Here is a 19,160-nt window from a genome sequence, read left to right as displayed (position 1 = left end):
AGCGCCCCAAATCCCCTCAGGTCTTGGCCGAGATCTCATTGGCCATGATGCAGAGCATTTCGAACATGATCGACACGCCAAGGAAAGCGGTGCCGCCCGAGCTGTCGAAAGGGGGGGAGACCTCGACGAGATCGGCGCCGACGATATTCATCCCGTCCAGTGCGCGCACGACCTGAAGCGCCTCGAACGAATTCGGGCCGCCCACTTCGGGCGTGCCGGTGCCCGGTGCAAAGGTCGGGTCAACGAAGTCGATATCATAGGAGAGATAGGTGGGCGCGGTGCCGACAATCTCGCGGGCTTCGGCCATCACATCGGAAAGGCCGCGGGCAAAACACTCCTCGATCTTGATCACGCGGATGCCGACCGACTTGGCGAAATCCTGGTCTTCGCTGTCATATTGTGTGCCGCGAATGCCGATCTGGACCACGCGTTTGGGATCGAGAAGCCCTTCCTCGACCGCGCGGCGGAACGGGGTGCCGTGGGTGTACATCGTGCCGCCGAAATAGCTGTGAAACAGGTCGGTGTGGCTGTCGAAATGCACCATGCCCAAGGGCGCGTCCGCCGCCAGCGCCCGCAACACTGGCAGGGAGGTCAGGTGGTCTCCGCCTGCAGTAAGAGGAGTAATCCCCTGCGCACGTACATCGGAATAGAAGGCGGTGATGCGGGCCATACTGTCCTGGATATCGGCCGGGTTGGGACCGACATCGCCGAGATCGGCGCAGTTGACCAGCTCGAACGGCCGTACGCCCGTAGCGCCGTTTTCTGCACGGATCATGGTCGAGGCATCGCGCAGCTGGCGCGGTCCGTGGCGCGGGCCGGGGCGGTTTGTGGTGCCCGAATCCCATGGCACGCCGATCAGGCCGATATCGACATCCTTGCGCCGCGCATCATCAAGCCCCAGAACGGGCAGTCGCATGAAGCTGGGAATACCGGCGAAACGGGGCAGGTCCATGCCCGAGACGGGGTGAAAAAAGGGATCGGTCATGGTGCCTCCTGCGATGGGCGCTTGTGGGATGTGACCGGACCGCCGCCCTGGGCTGCGATCCGGGAAATGGTGTCGGCAATGGGTTCATAGGCCACGGCCATGTGATGGGCATTGGCGTGGATCAGCCTGTCTGGGTCTGCCACGAACGCGACATGGCCCTTCCAGAACAGAAGATCGCCGCGCTTGTATCCGCCGGAAGCAACGGCAAAGGCGGCTTCCTGGAGATCGCTGTCGCCGGGGCAGGGGATGTCGCAGGCCAGCAGGGCGGCCTGCACCAGACCGGAACAGTCGATGCCGAACCCGGAATTTCCCGCCCAGAGATAGGGGATGCCAAGATAGCGTTCAGCCTCGGCCACAGGGTCGGTGGCGATCTGATCCAGCGGCAACAGCTGTGGCATCGGGACGTAGACCGCGCTGCCCGGGCTGTCAGGGGATGTCGCGGGCCAGTCGATTTCGGCCCAGTCGCAGTGGTCGTGATGGGAGGTGCACACGGACACCTTGGCGCCAATGGGCAGGGGCATCGGCTCGTAGGCCGATTTCAGGCGCGGTTCAGAGCGCCAGTAGGTCGGAGCGATGACGCGATGGGTGGGGGGCAGGAAATCCGTTGTCAGCACGTCCTCGGGGACATAGCCGACATAACCGTCGCGGGTAGCCTGCCCAAAGGCCCAACCGTCGCGTTTTTCCAGAACGTCGAAGCCTTCGCCAAAGGCCAGTTCGCGGTCGCGCGGGGCCGAGGTGGCGGGTTGGCTGAGTAACGGGGCCACGGGGACGGCGATCATGTGGCGGGTCGGCGCAACGAAGGCCGCAGCCTCGACCTTGCCCTTGAGGGCGACATGGGCGACGGAGCCGTTGGCCGGGGTCAGGCGGCGGTCCATCAGAGCGGCAGCAGCTTGGGCAGGGCCGCAAGGATCGCGCGTGCGCCCATGCCGACTCCGCCCTTGGGACGGGCGGGGGCGGCGGTGGGATTCCAACCGTAGATGTCGAAATGGGCATAGCGCTGATCCGAAGCGAAGCGGCGCAGGAACAGGGCGGCGGTGATAGACCCGGCCATGCCACCGGATGGGGCGTTGTCGAGATCGGCGATGTCCGGCTCGATCATCCTTTCGTAGGGCTCCCAGAAGGGCAGGCGCCAGACCGGATCGGCCACATGCGCCGCGGCCTGTTCCAAAACGGACGAAAAGACGGGATCGTCGGTGAAATAAGGGGCGAGATCTGGGCCGACGGCGACCCGGGCAGCGCCAGTAAGGGTGGCCATCGAGATCAGGAGATCGGGGTTTTCCTCGGAGGCCAGCGCCAACGCATCGGCCAGCACGAGGCGGCCTTCGGCATCTGTGTTGTTGATTTCAACGGTCAGGCCCTTGCGCGACGTGAGTACGTCGCCGGGGCGGAAAGCATCGCCCGAAACCGCATTTTCCACCGCCGGGATCAGGACGCGCAGACGCAGGCCCAGGTTCAGGGACATGATCATCTTCGCCAGTCCCAGCACCGTCGCAGCCCCGCCCATGTCCTTTTTCATCAGCGCCATGGAGTTGCCGGGCTTGAGGTTGAGGCCGCCGGTGTCAAAGCAGACACCCTTGCCGACGAGGGTCAGGGATGGGCCCGTGTTGCCCCATGTCAGGTCGATCAGGCGCGGGGCGCGGTTGGGCGCGGCGGCGCGCCCAACGGCATGGATCATCGGAAAGTTCTGGTGCAGCAGATCATCGCCGCGGGTCACGTTGACTTGGGCGCCATGGGTTTCTGTGAGGTCTCGCGCGGCGGTTTCGAGCGCAGCGGGACCCATGTCGGCGGCGGGGGTGTTGATCAGGTCCCGGGTCAGCGCCTCGGCGGCGGCGATAGCCTCGACACGCGACGCATCAATGCCGGGGGGGCAGACGAGGCGCGCCGCGCTTCCGGATTTTTTCTTATATTTGTCAAAAGCATAGGAGGACAGTAGCCAGCCAAGCGTTTCGGTTTCAATGTCGCCAGCGGGCAGGGGCAGAGCGAGTTGATAGGTGCCTGAAGGGAGCGCGGCGGCGGCGGCAGCGAGCGGAAAGCGGACTCGGCCGCGCGACGTGGCATCGCCAAAGCCCGCAACCGCCAGCAAAGGCGTGCCGGATGTGCCAGGGACCAACAGCGTTTTTCCGGTGACGGGCTTGAAGTCGCTGGCCGCGACCCAGCGCTGGATCGCGGGGGATTGGGATGAGAGCCAGCCGTCAAATCCGTCCTTGTCGACGATGTGGAGTGGCAGGGCGTCGGCGGTCGCCGGGGCGAAAGTCAGGGACATGGGGGCCTCTTGCGGTCGGTCGGATTGACAGACCACAGGTTATCCCAAGCGCGCGCGCCTGCAAGCCCGGATCAGATCGGCAGGTCCTGAAGGTCCCAGATTTCGCGCAAGCTGCCTTCGCCCAGACGTATCATACGCGAAAGCGTGGCGGCCAGAGCCGCCGGGTCGCCCGAAGCGCAGCAAGTCGACACATCCCCGGCAACGCGTGCCAGCGTGGTCATGCCAAGACGAGCCGCAATCGTGGAGATCGAGGCAGCGCAGGCTGCGAGATCTCCCGGCAAGCTTTGTTGATAGAGGGTTTCGGCATGCGGCATGCGCAGCGCCAGTTCCTCGATCGCTTGGGCCACCATGTCGTCGGCGGCGCTGTCCATCTGAATGTAAATGCGTGCAAGCTCGTCCTGATCGACCGAAACATCTTCGCACGGTCGCAGGATTGGTACCTGTGTCACTGTCTCACCCCAATATTTCCCATTTCGTCCACACCCGAGACAGAAAATGCGCCGAACTCCTTCTCAAAAAGTTGATGCGCGGCAAGATTACCTGTCGAAATTTGTGCAAATTGGGGATATCTCCACGAGAATTTTGGAAAAGGGACATGACATGGAACACGCCAAACCTTTGCCCTCCTACCTTGTGCAGCGGTATCACGGGTGGAAAGCGACCTCTTATGCGCAGAATGAAAGCTGGTATCGGCATCTTGGCGCCGAAGGGCAGCATCCGCGCGCCATGATCATTTCCTGTTGTGACAGCCGCGTGCATGTCACGTCGATCTTTGGGGCGGATCAGGGCGAGTTCTTTATTCACCGCAATATCGCGAATCTCGTGCCGCCCTACAAACCGGACGGGAATCAGCACGGCACCTCGGCGGCGGTGGAATATGCCGTGACCGCGCTCAAGGTCGCGCATCTGGTGGTTCTGGGACATTCGCAATGTGGCGGTGTGCAGGGCTGTATCGACATGTGCAAGGGCGACGCGCCGCAACTGGAGAGCAAGGAAAGCTTTGTTGGACGCTGGATGGACGTGTTGCGCCCCGGTTATGAAGCGGTTGCCGATGTTGCCGAAGGGCCTGAACAGGCGCGGGCGCTGGAAAAACAGTCGATTCTGGTATCGCTTGGCAACCTGATGACTTTCCCGTTCGTCAAGGACCGCGTTGCAAGCGGCGATCTGAGCCTGCATGGGCTGTGGCACAATATCGGGGAAGGTGGTCTGGAAGCCTATGACCCCAAGACCGGAGAGTTTGCACAGGTCTGAGGCCGAAGCGCTCCCTGAAAATGAGGCAGCCCGCCGATGGCGGGCTGTATCCTGATGCGTTTGCCCCCGTAAGTCGGGTCAGATGAAGATGTTCGACTGGTTGCGGTTCGAAGCCATCAGAGCGCGCAGGCGACGTTCACGGGCCTTTTCTGCAAGCGACTGATATTCGATGTTTGCATTTTCCATGGTGTTGTCCTTGTAGATCCGCTTTGGCATGTGAGCCTCCAGTGTTACGTTATTGCCCTTGTCTTATCGACATCTTCAATCTGCTCCCGGAATGCGGCGGAAGTGGCGCGAAATGTGTCGAAAAGGCGGAAATCAGGGTCAATTTTAGAAACACAGCGTTTCGGGCCCAGCAACGCCATGCTGAGGGCCTGAAAAGGCGCATATCATTTGTCGCAGGACCACCCATTCGCCGCCCGGCACGTGGCCGGCGGACCCTGGACAGTAACTGCCCCACTGCCCGGAACCTGAGGCCCGGGACCCGTTAACCAGAGGAAACCCGAAAAGGGATAACTGTGGATAACTGTCGATGGTGATAAATCCGCTTCTTGTTCCGAATGTGGCAGCGGGCTGACATTTCGGGGGAGTGATTCGGCGCGACTGTGGCGCCGGCCAGGGGGAGCGGAATCAGTGAAGCTCCATGTCTCCGGGCCATTTCAGGTGAGTCGACAGGGTGATATCGAGGCTGTCCCCGGCGGGCACCACCCGTTCCCAGGCCAGGATGCCGCGGTCGTCGTCGTGGTTGACCTGATCGGGTTGGGGCTTGGCCTGCCACGTGATTTGCAGGTCTTCCTGTTCCGAATACGGTACGCGCCCAAGGATGCGCATATCCCAGCTCCTGTTGCCCAGGTTCTCGATGGTGAAGCGGCGGGTTTCCTTGAGTTCGTTGCGCGACGTGAGCACGCCGCTGTCTCCAGCTTCGCGGTCGATCACGCTTTGCGACAGCCGCAGGCCGTTGATCGGGCCAAAGGAGAGGTCGAGCGTGTCCCCCTCGGCCACGAGCGGCATCTCGCCCCGGCTGATGAACTGGCCGTTGAGGTAATAGCTGGTTTCATAGCTCGGCAGGATGGTTTCGCCGGTGTCGTTGGTCAGTGTGGCCATCAGGAAGGCCGTTTCATCGCGCATCGGGTTGGCCAGCGCAAAGACGCCGGGGGTGGTGTCGAGCGTATCGAGCGACAGGCGAAGGTTATCGTCACCCGATCCCAGCGAAACCGGTGTGGGATAGACATAGGTGGCGTTGATACCGTCGCTGAAATCGGGCGCAGCGACGGCCTCGGCCATGACCGGGGATTCCGGGGCCGGGGCGGCCTTGCTGTCATAGGTGGCCCCGGCGCGGCGTTCCTGTTTTTCGTATATGGCGCGTCGTTCCGGGTAGAGCGGGCTGGGCACGGTCTGGTCGTTGGGGCGGCTGGTGGAGAGGGTGACGGCGACGTCGCGCCAGTCTTCGCCGGTATTCTGCCCGACAAAGGCGCCGCGTTGCAGGGAAAGCTGAGTGGTGTCGGTATGGGTCAGGTGCACGTCATAGACCGGCATCCAGCCGGCCTGATGCACGAGATGGGTGAGGGTGAGCGTGCCGGTGGTGGCTTCGGGCGCCGTGATGGCCACGGCCAGCATGGCGGAGTTGTTCTGCGGCGGGGTCAGGGCGTCGACGGTCTGCTGGGCCTTGGCGAGGGTTTCCGTCAGTTCCTTGAGGGTGTCGGCAAAGCCGCGCGCCTCGCGTTGGGCGGCGGCGGCGTCCTGATGGGCAGCCAGCGTCTGGGCCGCGATCAGCTCGAGCGTGGCCTGCAGGGTTTCCGGAGAAGGGGCGGTCTCTGTCGGGCCGGTCAGGGTGGCGAGATAGGTGATGCGGGCCTGGGCAGCTTTTTCGCGCATCAACACGTCTTCTCGCGCATCCCGCGTTGTTTCGATTTCACCTTCGAGGCGTTTGACCTCGGCCTTGGCGTCGGCGAGTTCCGGACTGTCGATGGTGTCGACAGGCAGGACGCGGCCCTGTCGCACGGTGACGGCGCCAAGGGTCACGCCGTCGATGGCAACACGCACCGAATGGGGATCAAGCGACGGTGGCAGGCCGGTGATGAGCAGCTCGTGGTCACCCTGTGGTGCCGGGAAGACCGCCGTGCGGGTCACGGTGGCACCCTGGCTGTATATCACGGCTTCGGTTACTGGCGCGGAAAGGGGAATGGTTTCGGCATAGAGCGCGGTGGGCAGGAAAAGGAGCGCGGCAAAGGCTTTGGTCATAAGGCACCTGTCTGACTGTCTTTGGCACAAGATGGGGATGCCGGGGATGGGATGGCAAGGCCACGGTTCCCGAACGGCGGGAAATGGCCGGTGAAGACGCGGCGCCATGGGGGTAGCCAATATGAAAAAGGGCGCCCCTTGGGACGCCCTTTCAGTCATTCAGATGTCGCGCGGCTCAGCCCTTTTTGAGGACTTCGCGACCCAGCGTTTCGGCAATCTGCACCGCGTTCAGCGCGGCACCCTTGCGCAAGTTGTCGCTGACGCACCACAAGTTCAGGCCGTTATCAACGGTGCTGTCCTGACGGATGCGCGAAATGAAGGTGGCGAAATCGCCGACGCATTCTTTCGGGGTCACGTAGCCGCCGTCTTCGCGTTTGTCGATCACCATGATGCCCGGTGCCTCGCGCAGGATGTCACGGGCTTCGTCTTCATCGAGAAAGTCCTCGAACTCGATGTTGATCGATTCCGAGTGGCCCACGAAAACCGGCACGCGCACGCAGGTCGCGGTGACCTTGATCGCCGGATCGACGATCTTCTTGGTCTCGGCCACCATCTTCCATTCTTCCTTGGTCGAGCCGTCTTCCATGAAGACGTCGATATGGGGGATGACGTTGAAGGCGATGTCCTTGGTATAGACCTTGCGCTGGTAATCGTCGGTCGGGTTGTAGACGGCCTTGGTCTGGTCCCAGAGCTCGTCAATCGCGGCTTTACCCGAGCCCGACACCGACTGGTAGGTCGAGACGACAACGCGCTTGATGGTGGCGCGGTCATGCAGCGGTTTCAGGGCGACAACCATCTGCGCGGTCGAGCAGTTGGGGTTGGCGATGATGTTCTTCTTGGAATAGCCATGGATCGCGTCGGCGTTGCATTCCGGCACGATCAGCGGCACGTCGGGGTCGTAGCGGTAGAGCGACGAGTTGTCGATCACCACACAGCCCGCCTTGGCTGCGATGGGGGCGTATTTCTTGGTGGCGTCCGAGCCGATGGCAAACAGCGCCATGTCCCAGCCCGAGAAATCGAACTGTTCGATGTCCTGGGTCTTGATGGTCTTGTCGCCGAAAGTGACCTCGGTGCCCAGCGAACGGCGGCTTGCCAGCGCTGCGATTTCATCAACCGGGAACTGGCGCTCGGCCAGGATATTCAGCATTTCGCGGCCCACATTGCCCGTGGCGCCTGCGACGACGACGCGATAACCCATTTCAGGTCTCCTCAAGATTAGGACGCGCCCTATTAGCGTCGTTTGCCCACAGAAAAAAGGGGGTTCGTGACGGTTTCTCGTGAAGTGGCGCATTTCGGGATGCGATGGATGCGCGCAGGGCAGTGTCAGTCGGTGCGGTCCTCGGAGAACAGGTAGATCACGAGACCGATTGTGACGAGGACACCGAACCCGGCGAACAGGATCTGGTAGGCCAGCAGCGGGTCGGATGCCGAGACCGCGCCGTGCAGGCGGCCCGATCCGAATTGGGTGACGCCGACCCCGCCAATGCCGAAGAGGTTCAGCAAGGTCACACCGCGTCCGGTGAGATGGGCGGGAAAGAAGCTGCGGGCATGGGCGATGATGACCGGGAAAGCCGCGCCGAAAAAGCCGATAGCCGCCATGAGCGCGATTGCGCCCCATGCGTTCGAGTCGATCCAGAAGGCAAGGGCAAAGAGAGCCAGCGCGCCAAACCCCGAGCCGACAAACACCACCCATTTGCGGGTCCCGAGGATGCGGTCGATCGGCCCATAGACCAGCGTACCGAGGATCATGGCGATGCCCATCACCAGCGTTGCCTGACCGATACCTCCGGTATCAAGGGCGAATACATCCGAGAGGTAGGGGCCGATCCAGAGGCCACGGATACCTGCGGCGGGCATGTAGTTGACGAACATCAGCGGGATGATCAGCCAAAGGGCGGGGATCTTGAGCAGGTCCAGCACCGAGCCTTTTTCGTCATGTTCGACATGGGGCGGGTCCTGAACCATGACCCAGAGGCCAAGCGCGGTAACGCCGCTGATCCCGGCCAGAGCCCAGAGCGACGCGCGCCAGCCGATGGTTTCGGCGGCCCAAGCCATTGGGTAGGCGGCGACAAGGTTGCCCACCGATCCGACGCCCAGCATGAGCGCGGCAAGGGTTGCAAAGCGCGCCGGGGGGTAGGAGCGGGCAAAGATATAGTAGCTGGCCATCAGCACGGGCGAACAACCGACCCCGATCAGACCCATTGCCAGCGAAATGTGCAGAGGTGTGGTTGCCAGCGCAAAAAGCGCGGCGCCCCCGCCCCCACCGATCAGCAGCAGCAGGCCGGAGGTGCGCCGTGGCCCAAACCGGTCCAGAGCGGCGCCCACGGGGATTTGCATGGCGGCAAAGACGAGGAACCACAGGCCCGAGGCATTGGCGAGGTCCGCCGGGGTCGCTCCGATATCGGTGTTCAGCACCTGTGTCAGCACTGCGAGGAAGGCGCGGAAGAACTGGCTCAGCACGTAGGCCAGGCACAACAGGATCAGATCTGCGCGCATTTTGTGGTTTCCTCCCCTTAGCGCGTGGACTTCATCCGACCGGGATGAAAAAGGCAAGGGGGCGGTTCACATGGATGTGTGCGGTTGTGCGTTGCGGTGATCCTGATGGCCCCCATCTTCGTATCAAATAAGGAACCGGCGAGGGGTCGTGGGTCGTGTATTTGAAACAGTCTGATCAGAATTATTATGAGAACCTGCCGCGTGTCGCCGATTTCAATCGGCTGGCCGATCCGGCGGGCTATGTGCCGTTGCCCGATGACTGGGTGGTCGGGGTGGCCGATATTGTCGGCTCGACGCGCGAGATCGAGCGTGGGCGTTACAAGACCGTCAACATGGTCGGCGCGGCGGTGATCTCGGCGCAGCTTAACGCCGCCGGACTGGCGCGTTTGCCTTATGTGTTTGGCGGGGATGGAGCGGGTTTTGCGGTCTGGCCGGAACAGAGGGGCGCGGCGGAAAAGGCGCTGGATGCGGTGCGGCGTTGGGCCAAGCGCGAATTTGGTATCTCGTTGCGCGCAGCGACGGTGACGGTGGGCGAGATACGTGCGGCCGGGTATGACGTGCGCGTGGCGCGGTATGCCCCGTCCGAAGGTGTGGATTACGCGATGTTTTCCGGCGGTGGTGTGGCCTGGGCCGAGGCGCAGATGAAAGCGGGCGCAATCGGGGTGACAGACGGCGCCGGGCAGGGCGCGGATCCGGACCTGACGGGGTTGTCGTGTCGCTGGTCAAATCTTGCTGCGGAGAACGGCGCGATTCTGTCGCTGGTAATGGAACCGCAGGACGGAGTGTCCGAGCGGGCCTTTGCCAAGGTCGCTCGCGGCGTGATCAAGGCTGCTGAGGGCGCAGGGCGGGGTGGTCATCCGGTGCCTGCCAACGGACCGGATTTCCGGTTTCCCCCGGTCGGGTTGACGCTTGAGGCGCATGTGAGCCATGGCAAGCGCCCACTCTGGATGCAGAAGCTACTGCTGTTGGGGGGCAACTTCATGATCTGGGCGCTGTTTCGCAGCAACATGCGACTGGGGAATTTCAGCCCGGAACGCTATCGCGCGGAGGTTGGTCCGAACGCCGATTTCCGCAAGTTTGATGACGGTTTGAAGATGACGCTGGATTGTGACGGGGAAACGCAGGCCCGGATCGAGCGTGTCTTGCGGCGGGCGGCAGAGCGGGGCGTGATCCGCTATGGTCTGCATGCGCAGGATGAGGCGCTGATGACCTGTCTCGTGCCCTCGGCGAGCGAAAACACCCATATGCATTTTGTGGATGGCGCGGCGGGGGGCTATGCCCGCGCCGCGGCCCAGTTGCATGGCTGACGCCTATTTTCCCTGTCGCAGGCGTCCGACGATGCCGGTGGGGAAGAAATAGACCGACAGGATAAAGAGCACGCCCAGCCACAACAGCCAGCGGTCGGCATTCAGCAGGTCCGGCAGGATCGGAATGCCGCTCACCGCGTGCGAGGCGACGTCCATCAGGTTTTGCAGGTAGTTCTGCGCGAGCACGAAGAGGGTCGCACCAATCACCGCGCCATACATTGTGCCCATGCCGCCGATCACCACCATCAGAAGAATGTCGATCATGATTTCCATCGAAAGCGACGTGTCCGGCCCGACATAGCGCAGCCAGATCGCATAGAGCGAGCCTGCCAGCGCGGCGATGGCCGCCGAGATGCAGGTTGCCACAACACGGTAATGCACCACGCGATAGCCGATCGCCTCGGCGCGGAAATCGTTCTCGCGGATCGCCAGCAGCACGCGGCCAAAGGGCGAATGCACAATGCGCAGCATCAGCAGGAACAGGATCAGGCAGGAGAAGAAGACAAGGTAATACTTTAGAAGCTTGCCGTTCATCTTGACGCCGAACAGCTCTCCGTCGGCGAATTTGAAGGCCGGGCCCAGTTCGCGCGGGATCTTGTAGGAGAGGCCGTCTTCGCCCCCGGTGAGCCCGGAAAGCTGCGAGACCAGTACTGCGACGGCCGAGGCCACTGCCAGCGTGATCATGGCGAAGAAGATCGCGCGCACCCGCAGGGAAAACAGACCAATCAAGAGTGCCAGAAGAGCCGCGATCAGCGCGCCCGAGAGCGAGCCGACAAGGAGCGCATCAAAGCCGCGTCCCATATGGGTGCTGGCCAGCGCAACCCCATAGGCGCCCAGTCCGAAGAACATGGTGTGGGCAAAGCTGACGATGCCGCCATAGCCCAGCATCAGGTCATAAGACGCCACCAGAACGATGAAGATGCAAATGCGTGCCGCCGTATCGACCGAGCGCACACCCGGGAAGATAAAGGGTGCAAGCGCGAGACAGATCAGGATGACGGCCAGAAGAATGGCCAGCACGGTAGAGCGGGGCATGTCGCCCGAAAGCAGTTTGTTCAGCATGTCATTTCGCCTTCACAACCGGGATCATGCCCATCGGGCGCCACATCAGGATCGCCACCATCAGGCCAATGTTGGAAATCAGCGCCAGTTTGGGTTCAAGGAAGGCGACATAGTTCTGCATCAGCCCCACCATCAGGGCGCCGATGAAACAGCCCTCGACCGAGCCCAGCCCGCCGATGATCACCACGATGAAGATCAGGATCATGGTCTGGTTGCCCATATGGGCGGTGATGACTTCCTGGTAGAGTCCCCAGAGCACGCCGCCCAGACCGGCCAGCGCAGAGCCTGCGATGAAGACACCGACAAAGACCAGTCGCAAACGATATCCCAGCGCTTCGACCATTTCGCCGTTTTCAACGCCAGCGCGGACGATCAGGCCGATCTTGGTCCGTCGCAGCACCCAGCGCATCGCGAGGAACACGACAAGGCCGATCCCCACGGCGACAAGCCGGTATTTCTCAAGCGCGGCCCCGGCAAAGGTGATCGCGCCCTTGAGCGCCTCGGGACGGTTGATAAAGATCTCTTCCGGTCCCCAGAGCACGATAATCAGCTGTTCGACAACGATCAGACCGCCCATGGTGACAAGGATCTGCTTGAGGTGATGGCCATAGACGGGCTTGACGATGACCTTTTCAAAAGCCCAGCCCATCAGCCCCGTCGCGGCCATGGCCCCGACAATGGCGACCATCATTGCGGTCAGGTTGAGCCAGAGCGACGGCGCGCCGGTCATGTGTTCCAGCACGAGAAGGAAGGAGATGCCAACAAAGGCGCCCACAGAGACAAAGGCGCCATGACCAAAGTTGATCACGTCCATCAGGCCAAAAACCAGCGTCAGGCCGGAGGCCATGATGAAGATCATCATGCCCATGGCCAGCCCTGACACTGTGAGCGTCAGCCAACTTGAGGTCGAGGGAATGGCGATCAGGCCAAGGATCATCAATGCGATGATCAACAACACGGGCGCATGTGGCTCCAGCCGTTCGGCCAGCGACATGCGCGCCATGGTGGGATTATGTTCCGGTGCGGCACTCATTTCATAGCCTCCAAGCATTCTTTTTTGATGTTTTTTCTATTGGGTGCGGAAACCCAAGAGGACCATGCTATATGGGCTAGACCACTTTTCTGACGTCTCTCCAGAAACATTGGTCGTACGTCTTTTTTGGGAAGCATCATGGCTTCAGCCAGATTGAAGTTTTCATCCCACCTAAACGTCGCGAACCAATCGCATTTTTCTAGATGATGGTCGCGAAGACTCACGCGAGGGTTATCACCATCGGTTCCCAGCTTACGTGACTTTACTTCTATTCGTCCAAATTCCTCGGACTGAACGTCTTTGCCTCGGGAGTTGCCTCCAATGACTTCTCCTTTGGTAACAATCGCTGTAAGTACTTCGCTAAGTGTGCCATGGCTAATATTTGAGTACCTTTTTGCACAGGGGTAGGTTCGAAGAATTTCGGCCATGTCTTGAGCGTCTCTAATCAAGTCGCGCATCAGTGGTTCTCCATGCTCAGGCCCATCAGCCGTTCCTGCAACTCGGCGTCGGTGGCGAGCTGTTTCATCTCGCCGGACCAAACCATGCGCCCGTCATCCATCACGTTGGCGCTGTCTCCCAAGGCGCGGGCGACCGAGAAATTCTGTTCCACAAGAAGGATCGACGCGCCCTGTTCCTTCAACTCGCGCAGGGCGCGCGCCATGGTCGAAATGATGGCCGGGGCAAGGCCCTTGGTCGGTTCGTCTATCAGATAGAGGCGACGCTCTTCGATCATGGCGCGGGCAATCGAAAGCATCTGTTTCTGCCCGCCCGAGAGCGTGCCTGCGTCTTTCTTCCAGAAGGTTTCCAGCGCAGGGAAGACCGTGAACAGCCATTCCAGCCGGGTGGAATCGATCGGGCCGGACACGGCGGCAAGGGTCATGTTTTCCTCGACCGAAAGGTCCGAGAAGATGCCCATGTCCTCGGGGACGAACCCGATACCCAAACGTGCAATCGCCGGGGTGGGGAGCTTGGTGATGTCCTGTCCGTCGAACAGCACCTGGCCTTGATGGGCGCGCCAGTGGCCGATGATCGTGCGCAGCGTGGTGGTCTTGCCCACGCCATTGCGCCCCAGAAGCATGGTCACCGCGCCGCGCGGCACATCAAGGTCCACCCCTTGCAGGATGTGATACTGCGCGATGTTGGTGCGCACGCCCTTGAGGGAAAGAATGGGATCAGACATCTTCCAGCTCCTTGCCCATATAGGCTTCCTGAACTACGTCCGAGGCGATCACCTCGTTCGGCTCGCCATCTGCGGCGAGAGCGCCGTTGTGCAGCACGATGATGCGGTCTGCGAGCTTGGCAATCACGTCCATCTTGTGTTCCACGAGCAGGATCGAGCGATCCTTGCGATGTTTCAGCTCTGCAATGAGATCAAGCACCACGGGCGCTTCGTCGACCGACATACCTGCGGTGGGTTCGTCGAACATGTAGACCAGCGGATCGAGTGCAATCAGCAGGGCGACTTCAAGCTTGCGCTGGTCGCCGTGGGAGAGTTCGGTGACGGGCTGCAAAGCCTGATCAGCAAGCCGCACACGTTCGACGATTTCCATCGCCGGGGTGGTCAGGTCGTCATGGCTCGAGGCCATGGAGAACATGTTGAAGCCGCGCCCCGATTTGGACTGGATCACGAGGCGGACGTTTTCCAGCACGTTGAGGTTTGGAAACAGGTTGGTGAGCTGAAACGCGCGTCCTATGCCGAGATGGGTGCGCTGGGCCACGGACATGCGGGTGATGTCACGGTCATTGAGCACCACCTTACCCTCGCTCGACGGGATCTGCCCGGAGATGAGGTTGAAATAGGTGGTCTTGCCCGCGCCGTTGGGGCCCACGATGGCCGTGAGTTCGCCCGTGTTGAAGGTGCAGGTGATATGGTCGACCGCCACATGGCCGCCGAAACGGACCGTCAGGTCTGTGGTCTGAAGAATGGGATGAGACATTTGGGGAAGTTCCCTTGGGTGGGAAAGCATGAGGCCCGGCAGGGGAACCGCCGGGCCTCGGATCTGCGGTTCGGTTTACTGGTTGCGGATCGGGATCGGCAGATCCTCGATGGTCAGTTCCTTGACCAGATCGGGGATCGCCCATTCCACGTTGTCATCGACGCGGATCTTGAAGTGATACATGGACTGCATCGCCTGATGGTCTTCGGCGCGGAATTTCATCATGCCCTTGGGCGTCATCCATTCCATGCCCTCCATGGCCGTGATGAGAGTTTCCGTATCGGTGTCGCCGCCGGTTTTCTTGAGCGCTTCGACCACGGCCATGCCGGTGGCCATGCCGCCTGCGGTGAAGAAGTCGGGCGGGCTGTTGTAGCGTTCCTGATGGGTCGTGACGAGCCAGTCGTTCACTTCGTTATCAGGCAGCTCGTAGTAGTAGTAGATCGCGCCTTCCATGCCGGGGAAGTCCTTGTAGCCCTTCAGAGCCGCGAGGATGTTGCCGCCGGTGGCCAGTTCAATGCCGAAGCGCGAGGGGTCCATGGCCTGGATCTTGCCCAGCGGGTTGCCGCCGCCGGCCCAGAGGATGAAGACCTTCTTGTCGCCGTCAAGGTCTTTCATGGCGTTGAAGATACGTTCCGCAGCCGCCGTGAAATCGGTGGTGTCGGTGGGGGCGTATTCCTCGTGCACGACCTCGGTACCGGTGCCTTCGAGCGCTTCCTTGAAAGCCGAAACGCCGTCACGGCCAAAGGCGTAATCCTGTGCCAGTGTCGCGATTTTCACGTCCGGGCCTGCCATGGCGATGGCCTGTGCCACGGCGTCCTGAGAGGAGTTGCGGCCGGTGCGGAAGATGTAGCGGTTCCAGTTGGCGCCGGTGATGGAGTCGGCAACGGCGGGGTGCACGATCAGCAGTTTCTCGAATTCCTCGGCGACCGGCAGCATGGCCAGCGCAACGCCCGAGGAGACCGGACCAATGGCGAGGTCGACTTCATCGTCGCCATAGGCTTCTTCCAGAAGCGCCTTGCCATTGTCGGGCTTCAGCTGGGTGTCTTTCTCGATGATGACGATCTTTTCGCCATTCACTTCCATGGTGCCGCCGGTGGCATATTCGATGCCCAGCATCAGGCCGTCATGGGATTGTTTGGCATAGGCCTCGAACGGGCCGGTTTTGCCGTAGACATGGGCGATCTTGATGTCGGCAGCGGCGGCACTTGCCAGCGCCAAGGCCGAGACCATGCCCGAAAGCAGTAGTTTCTTCATGAGTTTCCTCCCTGAGATCACGTCCGGATTTGGCCCGGAAGCATTGATCTCATGGTAGGGGGAGGGAGTGAATTGGGTCAATTCGGGGAAAATACGTAGTCGTAAAACTACGTAAGTTCGGTCGAAATTTCCTGAATGACTTCAAGGGCAAAGAGGACGTCTTCGCGTGTGGCGTTGACCTGTCCGGCCTGAAAACGGATTACGAGATCGCCGTTCACGCGGGTCTGGGTGAGGTAGATGCGCCCGTCATCGTTGATCCGGTCCACAAGGGTTTGGTTGAGCCTGTCAAGATCGGTGGCCCCGTCCGGCGCATAGCGGAAGGTAAAGAGCGAGAGCACGGGATCGGTGATGATCTCGAAGTCGGGCAGGGCGCGAATGGCGGTGCAAAGCTCTTCGGCCCACGTCACGTGGTTGCGGATCATCTCTTGCAGACCGCTCAGCCCGTAGCTGCGCAGGACGAACCAGATTTTCAGGGCACGGAAGCGGCGGCCAAGGGGAACGGACCATTCGGAATAGTTGATGATCCCGTCTTTTCCATGGGTCTTGAGGTATTCCGGCTGGATCGCCAGCGTGCGCACGAGATCGTCGGGATTGCGCAGGAAATGCGCAGAGCAGTCGAACTGCACACCGAGCCATTTATGCGGGTTGAACACAACGCTGTCGGCGCGCTCGACGCCTGTCCAGAGGGTGCGGTATTCGGGGCAGATCATTGCCGCACCGGCCCATGCCGCGTCGACATGCAGGTAGAGCCCATGTGCCTCGGCCACGTCGCAGGTGGCGGTGATGTCGTCACAGGCGCCCGTGCCTGTGCCCCCGGTGCAGGCGATGATGCCCGCCGGGGTGAGACCGGCCGCGATGTCGGCCTTGATCGCAGCATCAAGCGCGGCGGGGTCCATGGCGCGGGTGGGGCCTTGGGTCGGAATGCGCACAAGGTTGTCCTGACCGATGCCGGACACCCAGATGGCGCGGTCAACCGAGGTGTGGACCTCGGCAGAACAGTAGATGCGCAAGGTCGACAATCCGGCGAGGCCCTTTTGATTGCCCTGCCAGTTCAGCGCCCGTTCGCGCATGGTCAGCACGGCGGCGAGGGTGGCGGACGAGGCGCTGTCCTGAATGACGCCGGAAAACCCGTCGGGCAGGCCGATGGACTGGCGCAGCCAGTCGATCATGCGGGTTTCCATTTCCGTAGCGGCGGGGGAGGTCTGCCACAACATGCATTGCGGGGCGATCACGGATGTCAGGTAATCGGCCAGCATCGAGGGCGGGGTGGCGTTGGCCGGGAAATAGGCAAAGAAGCGCGGGTGTTGCCAATGCGTGATGCCGGGCATCACGGTTTTCTCGAAATCGGCAAAGATTGCGTCCATGTCCTCACCCACGGTCGGGGGGGTGGTCGGCAGGGCATTCAGCACCTCACCGGGCGCGACCTGTGCGCGCACCGGACGCTCGCGCAGGGTTTCGTGATACCCGCGCGCCCAGTCGGAAATCTTTGCGCCCCAACGAGAAAACTCTGACCATTGCATGATTTGCCCCTTCAATAATGTTAACAGGTTAATCAAATGCCATCCGCTTAGCAAGATAATGAATTTGCCTTTTTTCGCCCTTGGGTGCATGTAGTTTTCATGACTGTCGAGACAAATATTCCGGCCACTTCTCAATCTCTGCCCATTGCCTTGCTTCGGGCGCGGGAAAAGGTGATGGGGCCGATCCGCAATATGCTGGCCGATGCCGGTGTGACCGAACAACAATGGCGCGTTTTGCGTGTCTTGATGGAAGAAGGGCCGCTGGACCCGACCTCAATTGCCGAGCGTGCGGTTCTGTTGCTGCCAAGCCTGACCCGGATCCTGCAGAAGCTGGAAGAGAAGGGCCTTGTCACGCGCACGCGCGATGACAATGACCGTCGCCGTCAGGTGATCACGGTGACCGAGGCAGGCCATGCGCTGATTGCGCAGAACATGCCCGCGAGTCAGCGCCAGATGGCGCGGTTGCGCGAAGAACTGGGTGACGAGAAGTACCAGGGCCTGTTGGCCCTGTTGGATGATCTGAACCAGCTCGATCTCTGAGATCAGCCGGGGTTCACTTCGTCAGGATGCGCCGCTGCAAAGGCGGGATGCGCAGCACAGGCCGCTTCAACGGATTTGATCCGCTCACACCCTGAGAAATCAGCGTTCCAGCGGCGGGCATTGTAGAGCTGCGGCATCAGGCAGATGTCGGCCAGCGACGGCGTGTCGCCAGTGCAGTAAGGGGCCTGCTCAAAGCCTTCGAGCAGCGCTTCGAAGGCGGCGAGACCGGGTGGGATAAAGCGCTGCATCCACGTGGTCATGCCGGTCATCTTGTCATCTGAAATGTACCCGGCCGCAAACCCGGCAACGGATACGTTGCAGACTGGATGCACGTCCACGGCGACCGAATGGGCGAGGGCGCGGACCTGCGCGGCCTCGGCTGGTTCCTTGGGTAGAAGGCCCAGATTGCGGGTTTCGTTAAGGTAATCGAGGATGGCCAGCGACTGGGTAAAGCGATGACCGTCGATGTCCAGCACCGGAACCAGGCCCTGCGGATTACGGGCGACATGGTCGGGCGTCTTGTGTTCGCCTTTGACTAGGTCGACTGGAATGGCCGTATAGTCGATGCCCGCAAGGTTGAGCGCGATGCGCAGGCGGTAGCTGGCAGAGGAGCGCCAGTAGTCAAAGAGAATGGTGTCGGTCATGAAGGCTGTCCCCTGAGTATGCAACAACCGGCCCGATTGGGGCCGGTTGTCTCTTGTTTACGCGATTTTGATTGCGTTGTTAAATGTCTTTGTTCAGTTCCTTGGCGTGCAGCCAATCAGCGTGTTTGGGCGCCTTCTTGGTCACGGACCATTCGTTGAGCATGTCCCACTTCACTTCGTCCATACGCTTGAGCATGGCTTCTTCTTCGGGATCGGGGCAGGCCAGTTCGACGCGGTGGCCGTTGGGATCGAAGAAATAGATCGAGTGGAAGATCGAGTGGTCGGTCACACCCAGAACCTCGACACCGTTGGCTTCGAGATGCTCCTTGAACTCGATCAGGGTATCGCGGTCTTTCACCTTGAAGGCGATGTGCTGCACCCAGATCGGGGTGTTGGGATCGCGGCCCATTTCCGGCTTGGTCGGCAGTTCGAAGAAGGCCAGAACGTTGCCATTCCCGGCATCAAGGAACAGGTGCATGTAGGGATCGGGTTCGTGGGTCGACGGGACGTGATCCTCGGCAATGGCGAGGATGAAGTCCATGTTGAGCATCTTGCCATACCACTCGACGGTTTCCTTGGCGTCTTTGCAGCGATAGGCGACGTGGTGGATTTGTTCGATTTTCATGG

20 protein-coding genes are annotated in these 19,160 nt (G+C 61.2%); 3 read left to right on the top strand and 17 right to left on the bottom strand.

Annotated elements, in window-relative coordinates; genetic code table 11:
• Nucleotides 1-16: 16 nt before the first annotated feature.
• The 4 genes from speB to ACS3QZ_RS09955 form a co-directional block, all read right to left on the bottom strand.
• Nucleotides 17-985, bottom strand: a complete 969-nt coding sequence (gene speB, locus ACS3QZ_RS09970; RefSeq protein ID WP_456037698.1) for an agmatinase — start codon at nucleotides 983-985, stop codon at nucleotides 17-19.
• Entirely contained in the window at nucleotides 982-1,860 is an 879-nt protein-coding gene (locus tag ACS3QZ_RS09965; RefSeq protein ID WP_456037697.1) for a C40 family peptidase, read from the bottom strand. The genes speB and ACS3QZ_RS09965 overlap by 4 nt, the downstream gene beginning before the upstream one ends.
• Nucleotides 1,860-3,248 (bottom strand): leucyl aminopeptidase family protein, encoded by a 1,389-nt coding sequence (locus ACS3QZ_RS09960; RefSeq protein WP_456037696.1) that lies wholly within the window; start codon nucleotides 3,246-3,248, stop codon nucleotides 1,860-1,862. The genes ACS3QZ_RS09965 and ACS3QZ_RS09960 overlap by 1 nt, the downstream gene beginning before the upstream one ends.
• Nucleotides 3,249-3,319: 71 nt before the next feature.
• Nucleotides 3,320-3,697: a hypothetical protein gene (locus ACS3QZ_RS09955; protein WP_456037695.1), complete on the bottom strand. Its 378-nt coding sequence runs from the start codon at nucleotides 3,695-3,697 to the stop codon at nucleotides 3,320-3,322.
• 151 nt (nucleotides 3,698-3,848) lie between these two features.
• On the opposite strand from ACS3QZ_RS09955, the gene ACS3QZ_RS09950 reads away from it, so the two are divergent.
• The gene (locus ACS3QZ_RS09950) at nucleotides 3,849-4,499 is read left to right on the top strand and encodes a carbonic anhydrase (protein ID WP_456037694.1); all 651 of its coding nucleotides are present in this window, start codon (nucleotides 3,849-3,851) and stop codon (nucleotides 4,497-4,499) included.
• Nucleotides 4,500-4,577: 78 nt separating this feature from the next.
• Here ACS3QZ_RS09950 and ACS3QZ_RS09945 read toward each other — a convergent pair whose 3' ends face one another.
• The 4 genes from ACS3QZ_RS09945 to ACS3QZ_RS09930 all read right to left on the bottom strand — a co-directional run bounded on the left by ACS3QZ_RS09945 (nucleotide 4,578) and on the right by ACS3QZ_RS09930 (nucleotide 9,236).
• The gene (locus tag ACS3QZ_RS09945) at nucleotides 4,578-4,715 is read right to left on the bottom strand and encodes a hypothetical protein (protein ID WP_165609988.1); all 138 of its coding nucleotides are present in this window, start codon (nucleotides 4,713-4,715) and stop codon (nucleotides 4,578-4,580) included.
• Nucleotides 4,716-5,129: 414 nt separating this feature from the next.
• Nucleotides 5,130-6,740, bottom strand: a complete 1,611-nt coding sequence (locus ACS3QZ_RS09940) for a DUF4139 domain-containing protein (protein ID WP_456037693.1) — start codon at nucleotides 6,738-6,740, stop codon at nucleotides 5,130-5,132.
• 175 nt (nucleotides 6,741-6,915) lie between these two features.
• The gene (locus ACS3QZ_RS09935) at nucleotides 6,916-7,938 is read right to left on the bottom strand and encodes an aspartate-semialdehyde dehydrogenase (protein WP_456037692.1); all 1,023 of its coding nucleotides are present in this window, start codon (nucleotides 7,936-7,938) and stop codon (nucleotides 6,916-6,918) included.
• Nucleotides 7,939-8,063: 125 nt separating this feature from the next.
• Complete coding sequence (locus ACS3QZ_RS09930; RefSeq protein ID WP_456037691.1) at nucleotides 8,064-9,236, bottom strand: MFS transporter; 1,173 nt, start codon at nucleotides 9,234-9,236, stop codon at nucleotides 8,064-8,066.
• 155 nt (nucleotides 9,237-9,391) lie between these two features.
• On the opposite strand from ACS3QZ_RS09930, the gene ACS3QZ_RS09925 reads away from it, so the two are divergent.
• Complete coding sequence (locus ACS3QZ_RS09925; RefSeq protein WP_456037690.1) at nucleotides 9,392-10,543, top strand: DUF3095 domain-containing protein; 1,152 nt, start codon at nucleotides 9,392-9,394, stop codon at nucleotides 10,541-10,543.
• Between the two features lie 3 nt (nucleotides 10,544-10,546).
• Here ACS3QZ_RS09925 and ACS3QZ_RS09920 read toward each other — a convergent pair whose 3' ends face one another.
• From ACS3QZ_RS09920 to ACS3QZ_RS09890, 7 genes are all read right to left on the bottom strand, one after another.
• A complete protein-coding gene (locus ACS3QZ_RS09920) occupies nucleotides 10,547-11,605 on the bottom strand; it encodes a branched-chain amino acid ABC transporter permease (protein WP_456037689.1) in 1,059 nt (352 codons plus the stop codon).
• Nucleotide 11,606: 1 nt separating this feature from the next.
• Nucleotides 11,607-12,638: a branched-chain amino acid ABC transporter permease gene (locus tag ACS3QZ_RS09915; protein ID WP_456037688.1), complete on the bottom strand. Its 1,032-nt coding sequence runs from the start codon at nucleotides 12,636-12,638 to the stop codon at nucleotides 11,607-11,609.
• Nucleotides 12,635-13,096, bottom strand: coding sequence for a hypothetical protein (locus ACS3QZ_RS09910; protein WP_456037687.1), 462 nt, complete (start codon nucleotides 13,094-13,096; stop codon nucleotides 12,635-12,637). Before ACS3QZ_RS09910 ends, ACS3QZ_RS09915 begins: the two co-directional genes overlap by 4 nt.
• Nucleotides 13,096-13,818 (bottom strand): ABC transporter ATP-binding protein, encoded by a 723-nt coding sequence (locus tag ACS3QZ_RS09905; RefSeq protein WP_456037686.1) that lies wholly within the window; start codon nucleotides 13,816-13,818, stop codon nucleotides 13,096-13,098. Before ACS3QZ_RS09905 ends, ACS3QZ_RS09910 begins: the two co-directional genes overlap by 1 nt.
• Nucleotides 13,811-14,575 (bottom strand): ABC transporter ATP-binding protein, encoded by a 765-nt coding sequence (locus tag ACS3QZ_RS09900; protein ID WP_456037685.1) that lies wholly within the window; start codon nucleotides 14,573-14,575, stop codon nucleotides 13,811-13,813. The genes ACS3QZ_RS09905 and ACS3QZ_RS09900 overlap by 8 nt, the downstream gene beginning before the upstream one ends.
• A gap of 75 nt (nucleotides 14,576-14,650) precedes the next feature.
• The gene (locus ACS3QZ_RS09895; protein ID WP_456037684.1) at nucleotides 14,651-15,829 is read right to left on the bottom strand and encodes a substrate-binding domain-containing protein; all 1,179 of its coding nucleotides are present in this window, start codon (nucleotides 15,827-15,829) and stop codon (nucleotides 14,651-14,653) included.
• Between the two features lie 107 nt (nucleotides 15,830-15,936).
• The gene (locus ACS3QZ_RS09890; RefSeq protein WP_456037683.1) at nucleotides 15,937-17,349 is read right to left on the bottom strand and encodes a pyridoxal phosphate-dependent decarboxylase family protein; all 1,413 of its coding nucleotides are present in this window, start codon (nucleotides 17,347-17,349) and stop codon (nucleotides 15,937-15,939) included.
• A 99-nt stretch (nucleotides 17,350-17,448) separates the two neighbouring features.
• Between ACS3QZ_RS09890 and hpaR the strand changes: the two genes are divergently transcribed.
• The gene (gene hpaR / locus ACS3QZ_RS09885) at nucleotides 17,449-17,889 is read left to right on the top strand and encodes a homoprotocatechuate degradation operon regulator HpaR (RefSeq protein WP_456037682.1); all 441 of its coding nucleotides are present in this window, start codon (nucleotides 17,449-17,451) and stop codon (nucleotides 17,887-17,889) included.
• A gap of 2 nt (nucleotides 17,890-17,891) precedes the next feature.
• On the opposite strand, the gene maiA is transcribed toward hpaR, so the two are convergent.
• On the bottom strand, nucleotides 17,892-18,533 hold the full coding sequence (gene maiA, locus ACS3QZ_RS09880; protein ID WP_456037681.1) for a maleylacetoacetate isomerase: 642 nt from the start codon (nucleotides 18,531-18,533) through the stop codon (nucleotides 17,892-17,894).
• Nucleotides 18,534-18,612: 79 nt separating this feature from the next.
• A complete protein-coding gene (locus tag ACS3QZ_RS09875; protein ID WP_456037680.1) occupies nucleotides 18,613-19,158 on the bottom strand; it encodes a VOC family protein in 546 nt (181 codons plus the stop codon).
• Nucleotides 19,159-19,160 lie beyond the last annotated feature (2 nt).

Source organism: Shimia sp. W99 (assembly GCF_053851455.3).
This window is presented reverse-complemented; position numbering and strand designations above follow the sequence as displayed.